The following is an 18,758-nucleotide window of genomic DNA, read 5'->3' on the forward strand; positions in this document are numbered from 1 at the left end:
GCCATGAGCAGTAGCCAGAGCGAACAGATCGTCGAAGCCCTGCGCGCCTCGCTGAAGGACAACGCCCGGCTGAAGCACGAGTACGACAAGGCGGTCGCGGCCACCTCCGCCCCCATCGCCATCGTCGGGATGGCCTGCCGGCTGCCGGGCGGGGTGAGCACACCGGAAGACCTGTGGGAGCTGGTGTCCACCGGCGGTGACGGCATCTCCGGCTTTCCGGTGAACCGCGGCTGGGACCTGGACAACCTCTTCCACCCCGATCCGGACCACCCCGGCACCAGCTATGCCACGGAAGGGGGCTTCCTGCACGACGCCGGTGAGTTCGACGCGGGCTTCTTCGGCATCTCGCCCCGGGAGGCCGTGGCGATGGACCCCCAACAGCGGATCATGCTGGAGCTGTCCTGGGAGGTGTTCGAGCGCGCCGGGATCGACCCGACCAGCAAGCGGGGCAAGGACGTCGGCGTCTACTCCGGTATCGCGTTCCACGACTACGGCGCCGGCCTCGCCGAGGTCCCCGAAGGGCTCGAGGGCTTCATCCTCACCGGTGGCGCGGGAAGTGTGCTGTCCGGACGGGTCTCCTACGCACTCGGCCTCGAGGGCCCCGCCGTGACGATCGACACGGCGTGCTCCTCGTCGCTGGTGGCGCTGCATCTGGCGGCGCAGGCGCTGCGGGCGGGTGAGTGCTCGATGGCACTGGCCGGCGGGGTCACCGTGATGGCGGCCTCCGACGCCTTCGTGGGCTTCTCCCGGCAGCGCGGACTGGCCCCCGACGGCCGGTGCAAGGCGTTCGCGGCCTCGGCGGACGGCACCGGGTTCTCCGAAGGCGCCGGTGTGCTTCTGCTGGAGCGCCTGTCCGACGCCGTCGACGCGGGACACCCGGTACTGGCGGTGGTGCGCGGCTCGGCGGTGAACCAGGACGGCGCCTCCAACGGCCTCACCGCGCCCAACGGCCCCTCACAGCGGCGTGTCATCCGCCGGGCACTGAGCGGCGCGCGGCTGTCGGGCGCCGATGTGGACGTGGTGGAGGCACACGGCACGGGTACGGCGCTGGGCGATCCCATCGAGGCCCAGGCCCTGCTGGCCACGTACGGCCGGGACCGCGACCGCCCGCTGTGGCTGGGGTCGGTGAAGTCCAACATCGGCCACACCCAGGCCGCCGCCGGTGCGGCCGGTGTGATCAAGATGGTGATGGCGATGCGGCACGGCGTACTGCCGAAGACGCTGCATGTGGACGCGCCCACGCCCCAGGTGGACTGGTCGGCCGGTGCCGTGGAGCTCCTGACCAGCGAACAGCCGTGGCCGGAGACGGGACGGCCACGCCGGGCCGCCGTATCGGGCTTCGGCATCAGCGGCACCAACGCCCATGTGATCCTCGAAGAGGCCCCGGCCCTCCAGCCCGGCGAAGCCGGCCCCGCGACCGGCTCGACCGACGCATCGGGCGCGGCCGGCGAACCGGCGTCCTCGCCACCGGTACTGGATGACGCCCCGGTGCTCGACGATGCCCGGGTGCTCCACGACGCCCCGGTGCCACTTCTGGTGTCCGGGCGGGGCGAGCCGGGGCTGCGCGCTCAGGCCCAGCGCCTGCTGTCGTTCCTGGACGCACACCCCGACGTGGCCCTGCCTGACCTCGGCTGGTCGCTGGCCTCCGGGCGCGCCGCGCTGGAGCAACGCGGCGTGGTGCTGGCCACCGACCGGGACGCCGCACTGCGCGGCCTGACCGCACTGGCCCAGAACACCCCCGCCCCCGATGTGGTCCGCGGCACCGGCCCGGCCACCGGTCACATCGCCTTCGTCTTCCCCGGACAGGGCTCGCAGTGGCAGGGCATGGCGGCCGAACTGCTGGCCTCCTCACCGGCGTTCGCCGCCCGGTTCGCCGAATGCGACGACGCGTTGGGCCGCCTCCTGGACTGGTCCGTCACCGATGTGATCCAGGGGGTCGACGGCGCGCCTTCCCTGGACCGCATCGAAATCCTGCAACCCGCGCTGTTCGCGGTGCATGTGTCCTTGGCGGCGGTGTGGGCGGCGGCCGGGGTCGAACCGGCGGCGGTGGTCGGCCACAGCCAAGGCGAGATCGCGGCGGCGTACGTGGCGGGGGCGCTGTCGCTGGAGGACGCGGCCAGGATCGTGGTCCTGCGCAGCGCCCTGTTCGCCGAGGAACTGGTGGGCAAGGGCGCGGTGGCCTCCGTGGCGGTGTCGCCCGACGCCGTGGAGAAGCGGCTGGCGGACTGGGGCGAACGGCTGGTGATCGCCGGACGCAACGGCCCCTCGGCGGTGACCGTCGCGGGTGAGGTGGCCGCGCTGGAGGAGTTCGTGGCCGGGTGCAAGGCCGACGGGATCCGGGCGCAGGTCGTGGGCTCGACGGTGGCCTCGCACTGCGCCCAGGTCGATCCGTTGCGGGACCGCATCCTCGCGATGTTCGCCGACATCACGCCGCGCCGTGGCCACATCCCGTTCTACTCGACGGTCACCGGCGGTGTGCTCGACACCGGCGAACTGGACGCCGAGTACTGGTTCCGCAACGCGCGCCACCCGGTCGACTTCGAGGGCGCCGTCCATGAACTCCTCGCCGACGGCTTCGGCTTCTTCGTCGAGTCCAGCGCCCATCCCGTGCTGGTGACGGCCATGCAGCAGATGTTCGAGGACGCCGGGGCCGACGCGGTGGCCGTGGGCTCCCTGCGGCGCGACGAGGGCGGTGCGCGACGGTTCCTGACCTCCCTCGCAGAGGGCCATGTGGGCGGGCTGCCGGTGGACTGGGCCACGGTGTTCGCGGGTTCGGACCCGCGCCGGATCGATCTGCCGACGTACGCCTTCCAACGGCACCACTACTGGCTGGAGTCGACCGACACCTTCGGCGACGCCTCCGGGCTCGGCCTGGAACCGGCCCAGCACCCCCTGCTGGGCGCGGTCACCGAATTCCCCGAGTCCGGCGGGGTGTTGTTCACCTCCCGGCTGTCGCTGCGTACGCATCCGTGGCTGGCCGACCACGCGGCGGCTGGCACCGTGCTGCTGCCCGGGGCCGCGTTCGTGGAGCTGGCGGTGCGCGCCGGTGACGAGGTCGGCTGCGGTGTCGTCGAAGAACTCGTCATCGAGGCACCACTCACCCTGGCCGACGGCGACGGCGCACGCCTCCAGGTGTACGTGGGCGAGGCGGGCGACTCCGGGCGGCGCCCGCTCTCCGTGCGCTCCCGCGCGGAGGGAAGCGGGCCGGGGGCGGCCTGGACACGGCACGCCACCGGTGTCCTCGCACCGGCCGCCGTCGCCACTCCACCCGACACCGGCCTCGCCCAGTGGCCACCGGCCGGCGCGGTCGCGGTGGACGGCGAGCGGGTGTCCGAGGCGTACGAGGACATGGCCGCCGCCGGTTACGGCTACGGACCGGCCTTCCAGGGGCTGCGCGCGGTGTGGACCCGGGGCGATGAGGTGTTCGCCGAGGTCGCACTGGCCGACGACCAAGGACTCTCGGCGGACGGCTTTGGCCTGCACCCGGTGCTGCTCGACTCCGCCATGCACGCGATCGCCTTCCGCGACCTCGGCGCCGCCCAGGCCACGCTGGCGCTGCCGTTCGCCTACCGCGACATCGCCCTGCACGCCGCCGGGGCGTCCGCGCTACGCGTCCACATCACACCGAACGGCCCCGAGGAAGTGACGCTTCGACTGGCGGACACCGGTGGCGCGGCCGTCGCCACCGTCGGCTCCGTGGTGTCCCGGCCGGTGGCCACCGAACTGCTGGACACTGGCACCAGCCCCGCCCGGGAGCGGATGTTCCGCGTCGGCTGGGACGAGCTCCCGGCACCGGCGGCGGACACCACACCGGACACCCCGCACCCCGTACCGGTGGCGACCGCCGAGGACATCCGCGAACTGGTCGAGACGGCCGACCTGGGCGTGCCCGAGGCACTGCTCCTCGACCTGGCCGGCGACGGCCAGGAGCCGAGCGCGAGCGGCGTACGGGAGGTGACCGGCCGGGTGCTGGAACTGCTCCAGACCTGGCTGGCCGCACCCGAACTCGAGGACACCCGGCTGCTCGTGCTCACCCACGGCGCGGTGGCCGTGCACCACGACCGTGAGCTCACCGACCCCGCCGCCGCCGCCGTATGCGGTCTGCTCCGGTCCGTCCAGGCCGAGAACCCCGGGCGGATCACACTGGTGGACACCGACCGGGCCCAGGCGTCCCTGGCCCTGCTGTCCGGCGCGTTCACCGGCGGAGAGCCACAACTCGCCCTGCGCGACGGCATCCGCTACGCCCGCCGCCTCACCCGCGCGGACACCACCGGCGCGCTGGCCCCACCCGCGGGCGCGGCGGCCTGGCGGCTGGAGCCCGGCACCGACGGCACCCTCGAAGGTCTGGCGCTGCGCCCCGCACCCGCCGCGCTGGAGCCGCTGGCCGCCGGTCAGGTCCGGATCGAGGTCCGGGCGGCGGGGCTGAACTTCCTGGACGTCCTGGTGGCGCTGGACATGAACCGGGTCGACGCCACCATCGGCAACGAGGGCTCCGGAGTGGTCACCGAGATCGGCCCCGGAGTGACCGGGCTCACCGTCGGCGACCGGGTGATGGGGCTGTTCCCCGACGCCGTCGGCCCGCTGGCCGTGGCCGACCACCGCACCGTGGTCGGGATCCCGCACGGCTGGTCGTTCCAGCAGGCCGCCACCGTGCCGATGGCGTTCCTCACCGCCTACTACGGACTGCGCGACCTCGCCGGTCTGCGATCCGGTGAGTCCGTACTGATCCACGCCGCCGCCGGCGGTGTCGGCATGGCCGCCGCGCAGCTCGCCCGGCACTGGGGCGCCGAGGTGTTCGCCACCGCCGCCCCCGCCAAATGGGACGCCGTACGCGCCACCGGAATCAGCGAGCAGCGGCTCGACAACTCGCGCACCGTGGACTTCGCAGCACACTTCCTGGACGCCACCCAGGGCCGGGGTGTCGATGTGGTGCTGGACAGCCTGGCCGGGGAGTTCGTGGACGCCTCGCTGCGGCTGCTGCCCCGAGGCGGCCGGTTCCTGGAGATGGGCAAGACCGACCTGCGAAGCCCCGAGGAGGTGGCGACCGCCCATCCCGGCGTCTCCTACCAGGCGTTCTCCCTCTACGAGGCGGGCAACGAACGCATCGGGGAGATGCTCCGCGAACTGGTCGAGCTGTTCGGCCGGGGAGCGCTGCACCCGCTGCCGCTGAACACCTGGGACGTACGCCACGCCCCGGCCGCCTTCCGCTACATGAGCCAGGGACGGCACATCGGCAAGAACGTGTTCACCCTGCCCCGCACCCCCGACGCCACCGGCACCCTCCTGGTCACCGGTGGCACCGGCTCGCTGGGCCGCCTGGTGGCCCGGCGCATGGTCACCGAACACGGAATGCGCAATGTGGTCCTGGCCGGACGACGCGGCAGGGACGCCACGGGGATACCCGAGCTGGAGGACGAGCTCAGCGCGCTGGGCGCCACCGTGCGCACGGTGGCCTGCGACCTCGCCGACCGCGAGGCGGTGGTCGCACTGCTCGGCGCGATCCCCGAGGACACCCCGCTGACCGCCGTGGTGCACACCGCCGGGCTGCTGGACGACGGCGTGATCACCACCCTGACCCCGGAACGCCTGGACACGGTGTTCCGCCCCAAGGTGGACGCGGTGCTCAACCTGCACGAGCTGACCCGCGACCTCGACCTCGCCGCGTTCGTCCTCTTCTCCTCCGGCGCGGGCACCTTCGACTCCCCGGGCCAGGGCAACTACTCCGCCGCCAACGCGTTCCTCGACGCGCTCGCCCGCTACCGCCACGCCAGCGGACTGCCCGCCGTCTCCCTCGCCTGGGGCCTGTGGGGGCAGGTCACCGACATGAGCGCACACCTGGACGACTCCGACCAGCGGCGCATGGCCCAGGGCGGCATGCTCGGCCTCTCCGTACCCGAGGGCATGGAGCTGTTCGACACCGCGGTGCGCGGCCCCGACACCGTCCTGGTCCCCGCCCACATGGACTTCGCCGCCCTGCGCGCCCTGGCTGCCTCCGGCTCGCTGCCCGCACTGCTGCGGGCCCTCGTCCGTACCCCGCGCCGGGCCGTCGACAACGCGGCGGCGGACACGGACGACCTGGTGAGCAGGCTGGTCAGGGCAACCTCCGGCCAGCAGGAGAAGATCCTGCTCGACCTCGTCCAGCAGGAGGCCGCCGCTGTCCTCGGCCACGCCTCGGCCGATCTGATCGAGCCCAACCAGCCCTTCAAGGAGATCGGCTTCGACTCGCTCACCGCCGTGGAGCTGCGCAACCGGCTCTCCCGCCGGGCCGGGGTACGGCTGCCCGCCACACTCATCTTCGACCACCCCGCCCCCGCGTCCCTCGCCCGCTACCTCCTGGCCGAACTGGGCCAGGAGGTCGACACCTCCGAGGTGCTGATGGCCGAGCTCGACACCATGGCCACGACCCTGGCCGAGGTGACCCCCGACCCCACGACCCACGCCACGGTGCTGGCCCGTCTCCACCTGCTGGTCGAGCAGTGGGAGACCACGGCGGGCGCCACAACCGCCGACCAGGACGAGGAGTTCGACGTGGACACCGCGACCGACGAGGCCATGTTCGAGCTCATCGACCGGGAGTTCGGCACCTCGTGACCGCCCGGTCCCGCTACGACTCGCCACATGCCGCCGACCCTCCAGCAGACGCCACCGTTTCCATCGGGAGTGAACACTCATGGCAGATGACGGGAAGCTGCGCGACTACCTCAAGCGCGTGCTGGCGGACGCCCGCCGCTCCCAGAAGCGGGTCCGCGAGCTGGAGGCCGAGAAGACGGAGCCGATCGCGATCGTCGCGATGGCCTGCCGGCTTCCGGGCGAGGTGTCCTCCCCGGAGCAGCTGTGGGAGCTGGTGCTGGACGGGCGGGACGGCATCACCGGCTTCCCCGTGAACCGTGGCTGGGATTTGGCGAACCTCTTCCATCCGGACCCCGACCACCGGGGCACCAGCTATGTCCGGGAGGGCGGATTTCTGCATCACGCCGGGGAGTTCGACCCGGGCTTCTTCGGGATATCCCCGCGCGAGGCGGTCACGATGGATCCGCAGCAGCGCATCATGCTCGAACTCTCCTGGGAGGTGTTCGAACGAGCGGGTATCGACCCGACCACGTGGCGAGGCAAGGACGTCGGTGTCTTCTCCGGCTTCGCGGGCAGCGACTACGGGGCCGGGCTGCCGGAGCTGCCCGAGGCCCTGGAGAGCTATCTGACGACCTCCGACGCCGGAAGTGTGCTCTCCGGCCGGATCTCCTACACCTTCGGGTTCGAGGGCCCCGCCGTCACGGTCGACACCGCCTGCTCCGCGTCCCTGGTCGCCCTCCACTTGGCGGCGCGGGCCCTCCGGGCGGGGGACTGCTCGATGGCGCTGGCCGGTGGCGTCACCGTCCTGGGCACACCACGGGCGTTCATCGGCTTCTCACGCCAGCGCGGACTCGCCGCCGACGCCCGCTGCAAGGCATTCGCCGCGACGGCGGACGGCACCGGCTTCTCCGAGGGCGCGGGGGTGCTCCTGCTGGAGCGGTTGTCGGATGCGGAGCGGAACGGTCATCGGGTGTTGGCGGTGGTGCGGGGCAGTGCGGTGAACCAGGACGGTGCGTCGAATGGATTGACCGCCCCGAACGGTCCGTCGCAGCAACGTGTCATCCGGCAGGCGCTGGCCCATGCGCGCCTTGGCCCGTCCGAGGTGGACGCGGTGGAGGCCCATGGGACGGGGACCGCGCTCGGCGACCCGATCGAGGCGCAGGCGCTGCTCGCCACGTACGGCCAGGGGCGGCCGGAGGACCGCCCGCTGTGGCTGGGCTCCCTCAAGTCCAACATCGGCCATACCCAGGGCGCGGCGGGCGTGGCCGGAGTCATCAAGATGGTGATGGCGCTGCGGCATGGGGTGTTGCCGCAGACGTTGCACGTGGACGAGCCCACGCCGCAGGTGGATTGGTCGGCGGGTGCGGTGGAACTGCTGACCGAGCGGCGGGCGTGGCCGGAGGCGGGGCGTCCGCGTCGGGCGGGGGTGTCGGGTTTCGGGGTGAGCGGGACGAACGCCCACGTGATTCTGGAGCAGGCTCCGGAGACGGCGGTTGACGTGGCGCCGGAGGTTCCGGGTGGTGTGGTGCCGTTGGTGGTGTCGGGGCGTGGCGATGCGGGGTTGCGGGCCCAGGCGCGGCGGCTGCTGGACTTCGCCGAAGGCCACCCGGAGGTGGGGGTGACGGAGCTGGGTTTTGCGTTGGGTGGTGGTCGGGCGGGGTTGTCGGATCGTGCGGTGGTGGTGGCGGGGGATCGTGAGGAGGCTCTGGCGGGGTTGGGTGTGGTGGCGCGGGGTGAGTCGGGTGTGGGGGTGGTGTCGGGTGCGGTGGTGCGTGGTCGGTTGGGGGTGTTGTTCGCTGGTCAGGGGTGTCAGCGGGTGGGGATGGGGCGTGGGTTGTATGAGGTGTTCCCGGTCTTTCGGGATGCCTTCGATGCGGTGTGTGAGGTGTTGGACCGGGAGCTGAACGCCGGGGGTGTATCGGGTTCGGTGCGGGAGGTGGTGTTCGGGGACGGTGAGTTGTTGGAGCGGACGGTGTTTGCTCAGGCGGGGTTGTTCGCGGTGGAGACGGCGTTGTTCCGGTTGGTGGAGTCGTGGGGTGTGGTGCCGGATGTGGTGGGTGGGCATTCGGTGGGTGAGGTGGCGGCGGCGCATGTGGCGGGTGTGTTGTCGCTGGAGGATGCGGCGGTGTTGGTGGCGGCGCGGGGTCGGTTGATGGAGGCGTTGCCGGAGGGTGGCGCGATGGTGGCGGTGGGTGCGGGTGAGGGGCAGGTGCGTCCGTTGCTGGTGCCGGGGGTGGATATCGCGGCGGTGAATGGTCCTGCGGCGGTGGTGCTCTCCGGGGATGAGGAGCCGGTGCTGCGGGTGGCGCGGGAGTTGTCGGGGCAGGGGTGTCGGACGAGGCGTCTGGCGGTTTCGCACGCGTTCCACTCCGCCCGGATGGAGCCGATGCTGGAGGAGTTCCGGCGGGTGGTTGAGGGCCTGTCGTTCGCGGCTCCCGAGATTCCCGTGGTGTCGAACGCAACCGGGGAGTTGGTGGATGCGGAGGTGGTGTGTTCGCCGACGTACTGGGTGGAACATGTGCGTTCGGCGGTGCGGTTCGCGGATGGTGTGCGGGCGCTTGCGGAATACGGGGTGAGTACGTATCTGGAGCTGGGCCCCGATGGCACGCTGTCCGCGATGGGCCGCGAGTGCCTGGACGAGGGGCAGGCCGCCTTCGTACCGGCCCTCCGCCGGGAGGGCGACGAGACCCGGGCCCTTGTCACGGCCCTGGCCACCTGCCATACGCGTGGTGTGCACGTGGACTGGGCGACTGCCATGGGCGGAACGCGTACCGGTTCGGTCGATCTGCCGACGTACGCCTTCCAGCGGGAGCATTACTGGTTGGTGGGGGAGCACCGGGGTGTGGGTGATGTGGCGTCTGCCGGGCTGGCGGGGGTGGAGCATCCGTTGTTGGGTGCGGTGATGGAGGTGCCGGGGTCGGGTGAGGTGGTGTTCACTTCCCGGCTGTCGCTGCGTTCGCATCCGTGGCTGGCTGATCATGTGGCTGCGGGTGCGGTGTTGTTGCCGGGGGCGGCGTTTGTGGAGTTGGTGGTGCGGGCCGGCGATGAGGTCGGTTGCGGTGGGGTGGAGGAGTTGGTGATGGAGGCTCCGCTGGTGTTGGCGGAGGGCGGGGCGGTCCAGGTGCGGGTGAGTGTGGCGGAGGCCGATGAGAGTGGTCGGCGTGTGGTGCGGGTGTATTCGAGGGCGGAGGACGCGGGCGTGGGTGCTGCGTGGGTGCGGCACGCGAGCGGGACGGTGCGTGCCGCGGCGGGGCTCTCCGCTGCTGATGTGGGGCTGTCGGCGTGGCCTCCGCCGGGTGCGGTGGCGGTGGATCCGGGCGACGTGGAGGGCCTGTACGACGGGCTGGAAGAGGTCGGCTACCGGTATGGGCCGGTGTTCCAGGGGGTGCGGGCGGCGTGGCGGCTGGATGGCGCGGTGTACGCGGAGGTGGCGCTGCCGGAGGAGCATCGGGCGCAGGCGGCGGGGTTCGGACTGCATCCGGCACTTCTCGACGCGGCCATGCACGCCGCCGCGTTCCAGCACCGTGCGGAGCGTGCCGACCAGCGGACAGCGTTGCCCTTCGTCTGGCGCGATGTGGCGCTCCACGCCACGGGTGCCACGGCCTTACGGGTACGGGTGATGCCCGTCGGCGAGGACACCCTGACTCTGGAGTTGGCCGATGAGACCGGCGCCCCGGTGGCTTCGGTGGGTTCGATGGTGTCCCGCCCGGTCGAGCCCGGGCAGTTCAAGGCCCCCTCGACACATGACCGTCTGCTCCGCCCGGGATGGGAGAAGACGGCGCTGACGTCGGATGGCACCCCACTGGGCGCGGTGCGGGTGGCCACGGCCGAGGATGTGCGCGCGCTGGCCGAGCGAGGTGACCGGTTCGACGCCGTAACGGTCGAGGTGGCCGAGACCGGTAGTGTGCGCGAGTTGACCAGCCGCGTACTGGAAGTCATCCAGGCGTGGTCGACCGAACCGGCGCTGGACAGCACGCGGATGGTCGTGCTGACCACGGGCGCGGTCGCCGTGGACCCGGGTGAGGCGGTCGACCCCGCCATCGCCGCCGTATGGGGGCTGGTCGGCACCGCGCAGTCGGAGAACACCGGCCGGATCCTCCTGCTGGACGTCGACGACGAACCGTCTTCGTACGCCACGCTGAGCACCCTCGTCCCCGCCCTGTTCGCCGCCGACGAGACCCAGGCCGCGGTCCGCGCGGGTGCGTGTTTCCTACGGCGGCTCATCCGTGTGGTGGAGCCGCCCGAGGCCGAACTGAGCGGTGTGGACGCAGACGGGACGGTGTTGGTGACGGGCGGTACGGGGGCGCTGGGCGGGGTGGTGGCACGGCATCTGGTGGCCGTGCATGGGGTGCGGAGCCTGGTGTTGGCCAGTCGGAGCGGGCCTGGTGCGCACGGTGCTGCCGCATTGGAGGCGGAGCTGGTGGGGGCGGGTGCACGGGTGCGGATCGTCGCGTGTGATGTGGCGGACCGGGGCGAGGTGGCCGAGCTGCTGGATGCCGTTCCGGACGATGCTCCGCTGTCGGCGGTGGTGCATACGGCCGGTGTCCTGGATGACGGTGTGCTGACCGCGTTGACCCCGGAGCGTATGGATGAGGTGTTCCGGCCGAAGGTGGACGGGGCGCTCCATCTGCATGAGCTGACCCGGGACCTGGGCCTGTCGGCCTTCGTCCTGTTCTCCTCGGCCGCCGGTACGTTCGGCAGCTCCGGACAGGGCAACTATGCCGCCGCCAACGCCTACCTCGACGCGCTGGCACAGCACCGGGCCGCCCAAGGGCTTCCCGCGATCTCCCTCGGCTGGGGCATGTGGTCCCAGGACGCGGGGATGACCGCCCAGCTCGGCGACACCGACCACCGACGACTGGCCCGCGACGGACTCGCCGCGCTGACCTCTGCCGAGGGCATGGAGCTCTTCGACACCGCGTTGCGTACCGGCGAACCCACGGTCCTCCCCATCAAACTGGACCTCGGCGCACTGCGGGCCCAGGCCGCCACCGGGGCGGTGCCGCCACTGCTGCGCGGGCTGGTCCCCCAGCCCCGGCGGATCCGGCAGAAGGCCCGGTCGGCGCATGCGCACGACGCCGACGCGCTCACCGAACGACTGGCGGGGGCGGGCCCCGCGGACCGTCAGGCGATCCTGCTCGACCTGGTCCGGCAGGAGGCGGCGTATGTGCTCGGCTACGCCTCGGTCGGCCGTATCGGCCCCGATGCGGCATTCACCGACGTCGGCTTCGACTCGCTCACGGCGATAGAGCTAAGGGACCGGCTCCTCGCCCGTACCGGGCTGCGGCTCCCCGCCACGTTCGCCTTCGACTTCCCCACGCCGCTGACACTGGCGGACCACCTGAACACCCGCCTGGGCACCGAGGCCACGCGGGACCCGGTGCTGGCCGAAGTGGCGAGGCTCGAAGAACTGGTGGCCGCCCGGCCACCGGACACTGCCAAGAACACCGGCGCCGCCGCCCGGCTCCGGGCTCTGGCGGCCAAGCTCGGCACCGATGCCCCCGGGCCGGCCGGAGGCGCCGACATCGAAGCGACGCTCGAGGCGGCGTCGGTCGACGACGTACTGGCCTTCATCGACGACGAGTTCGGAATCGTGGACCCGGCGGATTCCGACCGCGCCTACGAGTGAAGGGGAAGGTGACCTCCGGTGGACAACGACGAGAAGCTGGTCCGATACCTCAAGCGGGTGACCGCCGATCTGCACCAGGCGCGGCAGCGGCTCACCGAGATCGAGGAAGCGCGGTCGGAGCCGATCGCGATCGTGGGGATGGCGTGTCGGTTGCCGGGTGGGGTGACCACGCCGGAGGAGCTGTGGGACCTGGTGGTGTCCGGTGGTGACGCGGTCGGTGGGTTTCCGGAGGACCGTGGCTGGGATCTGGAGAACCTCTTCGACCCGGATCCGGATCACCCGGGTACCAGCTATGTCCGCGAGGGTGGCTTTCTGCGCGATGCGGGGGAGTTCGACGCGGGCTTCTTCGGGATCTCGCCGCGCGAGGCGCTGGCGATGGATCCGCAGCAGCGGCTGTTGCTCGAGACGTCATGGGAGGCGTTGGAGCGCGCCGGGATCGATCCAACGGCCCTGCGTGGCAAGGACATCGGTGTCTACTTCGGCACCCTCAACCAGGACTACGCCACGGACGTGGACACGGTCCCCGAGGGCGTCGAGGGCTATCTGATGACGGGCAGTTCGGCGAGTGTGCTCACTGGCCGGGTGGCCTACGAGCTGGGGTTCGAGGGCCCTGCGATGACGATCGACACGGCGTGCTCCTCCTCCCTGGTGGGCCTGCACCTGGCCGCGCAGGCGCTGCGGTCGGGCGAGTGCTCGATGGCGCTGGCCGGAGGGGCCACCGTCATGTCCACTCCCAGCGCCTTCGTCGGCTTCTCGCGACAGCGCGGCATGGCCGAAGACGGCCGCTGCAAGTCGTTCGCGGCCTCGGCGGATGGCACGGGGTGGGCCGAGGGTGTGGGTGTGCTGGTGGTGGAGCGGCTGTCGGATGCGGAGCGGCGTGGGCATCGGGTGTTGGCGGTGGTGCGGGGTAGTGCGGTGAACCAGGACGGTGCGTCGAATGGTCTGACGGCGCCGAATGGTCCGTCGCAGCAGCGGGTGATTCAGCAGGCGTTGGCGGGTGCCGGGTTGGTGGCGGGCGATGTGGATGCCGTCGAGGGCCATGGCACGGGCACCACGCTGGGTGATCCGATCGAGGTCCAGGCATTGATGGCGACCTACGGCCAGGATCGGCCTGCGGGGCGTCCGTTGTGGTTGGGATCGTTGAAGTCGAATATTGGTCATGCGCAGGCGGCTGCGGGTGTGGCTGGTGTGATCAAGATGGTGTTGGCGTTGCGGCATGGGGTGTTGCCGAGGACGTTGCATGTGGATGAGCCTTCGCCGCAGGTGGATTGGTCGGCGGGTGCGGTGGAGTTGCTGACGGAGGAGCGGGTGTGGCCGGAGGTGGGGCGTCCGCGTCGGGTGGGGGTGTCGGGGTTTGGGGTGAGTGGGACGAACGCTCACGTGATTTTGGAGCAGGCGCCGGAGTCGGCGGTCGAGGTGGTGCCGGTGTCGGAGGTTCCGGGTGGTGTGGTGCCGTTGGTGGTGTCGGGGCGTGGTGGTGCGGGGTTGCGGGGACAGGCACGGCGGCTGCTGGACTTTGTGGAGCGACGGCCGGAAGTGGAACTGGGCCATCTGGCACGTTCCCTGGCGACATCACGGGCAGGGCTGTCGGAACGTGCGGTGGTGCTGGCGGGGGACCGGAGTGAGGCGCTGGCGGGGTTGGCGGCCGTGGCCGGGGGCGAGGTGGTCGGTAGCGATGTGGTGGGACGGGCGGATGCGCAGGGTCGGGTGGCGTTTGTCTTTCCTGGTCAGGGGGCGCAGTGGGTGGGGATGGGTGCGGAGTTGTTGGAGTCGAGTGTGGTGTTTGCGGAGGGGCTTCGGGAGTGTGCGGGGGTGTTGGATCCGTTGACGGGGTGGTCGTTGGTGGATGTGGTGCGGGGTGTTGGGGGTGGTGTGTCGTTGGATCGGGTGGATGTGGTGCAGCCGGTGTCGTTTGCGGTGATGGTGGGGTTGGCGCGGGTGTGGTTGGCGGCTGGTGTGGTGCCGTCGGTGGTGGTGGGGCATTCGCAGGGGGAGATTGCGGCGGCGTGTGTGGCGGGTGGGTTGTCGTTGGGGGATGCGGCGCGGGTGGTGGTGTTGCGGAGTCGTGCGATCGCGGCGGGGTTGTCGGGCTTGGGTGGGATGGTGTCGCTGGCTGTGGGTGTGGAGGAGGCGGGGCGGTTGGTTGAGGGGTGGTCGGGTCGGGTTGAGGTTGCGGCGGTCAATGGGCCGTTGTCGGTGGTGGTGGCTGGTGAGCCGGAGGCGTTGGGGGAGTTGGTGGTGGAGTGTGAGGGCGTGGGGGTGCGGGCGCGGTGGGTGGATGTGGATTATGCCTCGCATACGGCGCAGGTGGAGGCGATCGAGGGTGAGCTGGCCCGGTCGTTGTCGCAGGTCCGGCCGGTGTCTTCACGTATTCCGTTCTTCTCCACGGTGGAGGGGGAGTGGCTGGACACGGCTGAGTTGGATGCCGGGTACTGGTATCGGAATCTGCGGAGCACGGTCCGGTTCGCCCCGTCCATTGAGCGGCTGCTGGAGGAGGGCTTCCGGGCGTTTGTTGAGGTGAGTGCGCATCCGGTGCTGACGATGAGCATTGAGGCGGCGGCGGAGCGGGTGGATGCCGGACCGGTGGTGGTGACCGGGACACTGCGCCGGGGCGAGGGTGGTATGCGCCGTGTGCTCACCTCCCTGGCCGAGGCGTACGTACGTGGTGTCCCCGTCGACTGGACCGCCCTGCTCGGCGACATTCCCGCGCACGTCGCGGTGGATCTGCCGACCTACGCCTTCCAACACCAGCACTACTGGCTGGGACGGCGAGGCGAATCAGTGGACGCGGCCGCGCTCGGGCTTGCGCGGGCCGAGCACCCACTGCTGGGCGCCGTGACCGAACTGCCCGAGTCAGGGGGCTTGTTGTTCACCTCCCGCCTGTCGCTCCGTACGCATCCATGGCTGGCCGACCACGCGGCGGCGGGCACGGTGTTGCTGCCCGGGGCGGCGTTCGTGGAGCTGGCGGTGCGCGCCGGTGACGAAGTCGGCTGTGGTGTCGTCGAAGAGCTCGTCGTCGAAGCACCGCTCACCCTGCCAGAGCGCGACGGTGTGCAGCTGCGGGTGAGCGTCGGCGTGGAGGACGATTCCGGCCGACGCCCCGTGGCAGTGCACTCACGCGGCCAGGACGGCGGCATCGACACCCCCTGGACCCGCCACATCAGCGGCACCCTGGCCCAGGACACCCCCGATGACCTGGACGCGGGCCTGACACAGTGGCCCCCCGCCGGGGCGGTGGCGGTCCCGGAGGAGCGGGTGCTCGGCATCTACGAGGAGCTGGAGGCGAACGGTTACGGATACGGCCCGGCCTTCCGCGGTCTGCGTGCCGCGTGGACGCGGGGCGACGAGATCTACGCCGAGGTGGCCCTGTCGGAGGAGCTGTCGGCCGAAGCCACCGCGTTCGGGCTGCATCCCGCACTGCTCGACGCGGCCCTGCACGCCACCGCGTTCCGCGACCGTACTGATGACCAGGTGGGGCCCGCGTTGCCGTTCGCCTATCGCGGAGTGTCCCTGCACGCTTCCGGCGCTTCGGCACTTCGCGTGCGTATCACACCCAACGGCAAGGATGGCGTGGGCCTTCGGCTGGCTGATCCCAGTGGGGCGGCGGTGGCGGTGGTCGAGTCGTTGGTGTCGCGGCCGATGCCTGCGGCGCTGCTGGACGCCGCCACACAGGCCACGACCGACCAGATGTTCCTCGTAGGGTGGGAGCAGTTGCGGGTCGACGCCGCCGACGTACCGCTTGACACCGTCTCCGTACACACCGCGCAGGACGTACGGCAGTTGGCCACTCGAACCGACGCGTCGGCCGAGTCGCCGCCGGTGCTGCTGTACGAGATCGGCCCCGGTGATGCCGTAAGCGACGACACCGGCGCGGCCCGCGCGCATGAGCTGGCGGGCCAAGTGCTGGACGTGCTCCGGGTGTGGCTGACCGAGCCCACGCTGGAGGACTCGCGTTTGGTGATGCTGACGCGGGGTGCCGTAGGAGTGCGGGACACCGACCCGGTCGATCCGGCGGTCGCCGCGGCCTGGGGGCTGGTCGGCACCGCGCAGTCGGAGAACCCCGGGCGGATCCTGCTCCTCGACGCGGACGACACACCGGCCTCCACTGAGGCCCTGCCCATCCTTCTACCCGCCCTGCTCGCCGGAGACGAACCACAGCTCGCACTACGCGCGGGCGTCTGCCACCAACGCCGTCTGACCCGGGCGACGGCCGATGAGGCGCTGGTGGCGCCCGAGGGAGAACCCGCGTGGCAGCTGGGCACCCGCGGCCCGGGGACACTGGAGGGCCTGGCGCTGCTGCCGTCGCCGGATGCCTTGGCGCCACTGCCACCCGGCCATGTCCGGATCGAGACACGTGCCGCGGGACTCAACTTCCGCGATGTGCTGATGGCGCTGGGCATGTACCCCGGCGAGATCAGCATCGGCAACGAGGGCGCGGGCGTGGTCAGGGAGGTCGGCCCGGGTGTCACCCGCTTCGCTCCGGGCGACCGGGTCATGGGACTCTTCGAGGGCGCGGGCGGCCCCCTCGCCGTCGCCGACTGCCTCACCCTCGTCCACATGCCCGAGGGGTGGTCCTTCGAGCAGGCGGCCGCGGTCCCCTGCGTGTTCCTCACCGCCTACTTCGGGCTGCGGGACCTGGCACGGCTGGAGCGCGGGGAGTCGGTCCTCATCCATGCGGCAGCCGGCGGCGTGGGCATGGCCGCGGTGCAGCTGGCGCGGCATTGGGGCGCCGAGGTCTACGGAACGGCGAGCCCGGCCAAGTGGGACGCCGCACACACCGCCGGTGTCCCGGACGGCCGACTGGCCAACTCCCGGACGCTGGAGTTCGAGCAGCGGTTCTTCGAGATGACCGGTGGCCGTGGCTTCGATGTGGTGCTGGACGCCCTCGCCGGAGACTTCGTGGACGCCTCACTCCGGTTGCTGCCCAGGGGCGGGCGGTTCATCGAGATGGGCAAGAGCGATATCCGGGATGCCGAAGAGGTGGGCACTCAGCACCCCGGCGTTGCCTATCGGGCATTCGACCTGGCCGAAGCCGGCGGCGAGCGCATCCAGCGGATGCTGACCGAGCTGGTCGACCTCTTCGAGAAGGGGGTGCTGACCCCGCCACCGGTGACCGTATGGGACATCCGGCGCGCTCCGGCCGCATTCCGCTTCATGAGCCGGGCACAGCACATCGGTAAGAACGTGTTCACCGTGCCGCGTCGACTCGACCCGGACGGCACTGTGCTCATCACGGGTGGCACCGGATCGCTGGGGAAGGTGGCCGCTCGGCGCCTGGTGACCGAGCACGGCGTACGGAATCTGGTGCTGACCAGCCGGAGCGGACCCCAGGCCGCCGGCGCCGCCGAACTGGAGCGGGAACTGACCTCGCTCGGCGCACGAGTACGGATCGCCGCCTGCGATGTCGCGGACCGCGACGCCCTGGCGGGGTTGCTGTCCTCGCTGCCCGAAGACGCGCCACTGACTGCCGTGGTGCACAGCGCGGGAGCACTGGACGACGGAGTGATCACCGCCTTGACCAGGGAGCGGCTGGACACGGTCTTCGCCCCGAAGGTGGACGCCGCACTCCATCTGCACGAGCTGACCCGGCGGCTGGATCTGGCGGCCTTCGTCCTGTTCTCCTCGGCCGCGGGGACGCTCGGCAGCTCGGGGCAGGGGAGCTATGTGGCGGCCAACGCCTTCCTGGATGCCTTGGCACATCGGCGCCGCGCCGAGGGGCTCCCGGGCATCTCCCTGGGATGGGGGCTCTGGGCACAGGGCGCGGGGGTCGGGCTGACCGGCCACCTCACCGACGCCGACCAGCAGCGCATGGCACGCGGGGGCGTGGCCGGGCTGTCGGAGGGCGAAGGCGGGGCGCTGTTCGACACCGCACTGCGGATGCCCCAGTCGGTGGTGCTTCCGATGAAGCTGGATCTGGGCGCACTGCGAACCCAGGCCGCCACCGGACCGGTGCCACCGTTGCTCCGTGGCCTCGTCCGGCAGAGCCGGCGCATCGCTCGGACGGCCGCCGATCTGGATGCCTTCACCCAGCGCCTGACCAGGGCCACGCCCGAGGAACAGGAGCAGATCCTGCTCGGCCTGGTCTGCCGCGAGGCGGCTCGGGTACTGGGCCACGCCTCCACCCATGCCATCGGGCCGGACCTGGCGTTCAACGAAATCGGCTTCGACTCCCTCACGGCGGTGGAACTGCGCAACCGGCTGGGCAACCACACCGGGATACGGCTCCCGGCCACGCTGGTCTTCGACTATCCGACGCCCATCGCCCTGATGCGCCACTTGCGGACGAAGCTCTGCCCGGACGCGCCACCTGCGCAGAGTCTCGCTGGGAGCGAGGAGGAGCTGCGCCGTGTGCTGGCCGGCACACCGCTGAGCCGCTTCCAGGAGCTGGGCATCCTCGACACCCTCATGGCGCTGGTCCGAGAGCCCGAAGCGGCGCAGCAGGCGGATGGGCAGGCGGCGGACGGGCAACCGGCTGCCGCGATCGCCGATATGGATGTCGCCAGTCTGGTGCAACGAGCCATGAGCAAGGCCGGGAAGTAATGTCGGTTCGGAATGCGGA

At 71.4% G+C, this 18,758-nt stretch carries 3 protein-coding genes; all 3 read left to right on the forward strand.

All coding sequences use genetic code 11. From position 1 onward, the window contains the following. Positions 1 to 3 precede the first annotated feature (3 nt). The 3 genes from KHP12_RS45745 (at position 4) to KHP12_RS45755 (ending at position 18,739) form a co-directional block, all read left to right on the forward strand. Positions 4 to 6,591, forward strand: coding sequence for a type I polyketide synthase (locus tag KHP12_RS45745; protein ID WP_211834582.1), 6,588 nt, complete (start codon positions 4 to 6; stop codon positions 6,589 to 6,591). Positions 6,592 to 6,670: 79 nt separating this feature from the next. Then, on the forward strand, positions 6,671 to 12,199 hold the full coding sequence (locus KHP12_RS45750; protein WP_211834583.1) for a type I polyketide synthase: 5,529 nt from the start codon (positions 6,671 to 6,673) through the stop codon (positions 12,197 to 12,199). 18 nt (positions 12,200 to 12,217) lie between these two features. Then, positions 12,218 to 18,739 (forward strand): type I polyketide synthase, encoded by a 6,522-nt coding sequence (locus KHP12_RS45755; RefSeq protein ID WP_211834584.1) that lies wholly within the window; start codon positions 12,218 to 12,220, stop codon positions 18,737 to 18,739. The last annotated feature ends 19 nt before the right edge of the window (positions 18,740 to 18,758 follow it).

The sequence above is a fragment of the Streptomyces asiaticus genome, from assembly GCF_018138715.1.
Lineage (GTDB): Bacteria > Actinomycetota > Actinomycetes > Streptomycetales > Streptomycetaceae > Streptomyces > Streptomyces asiaticus.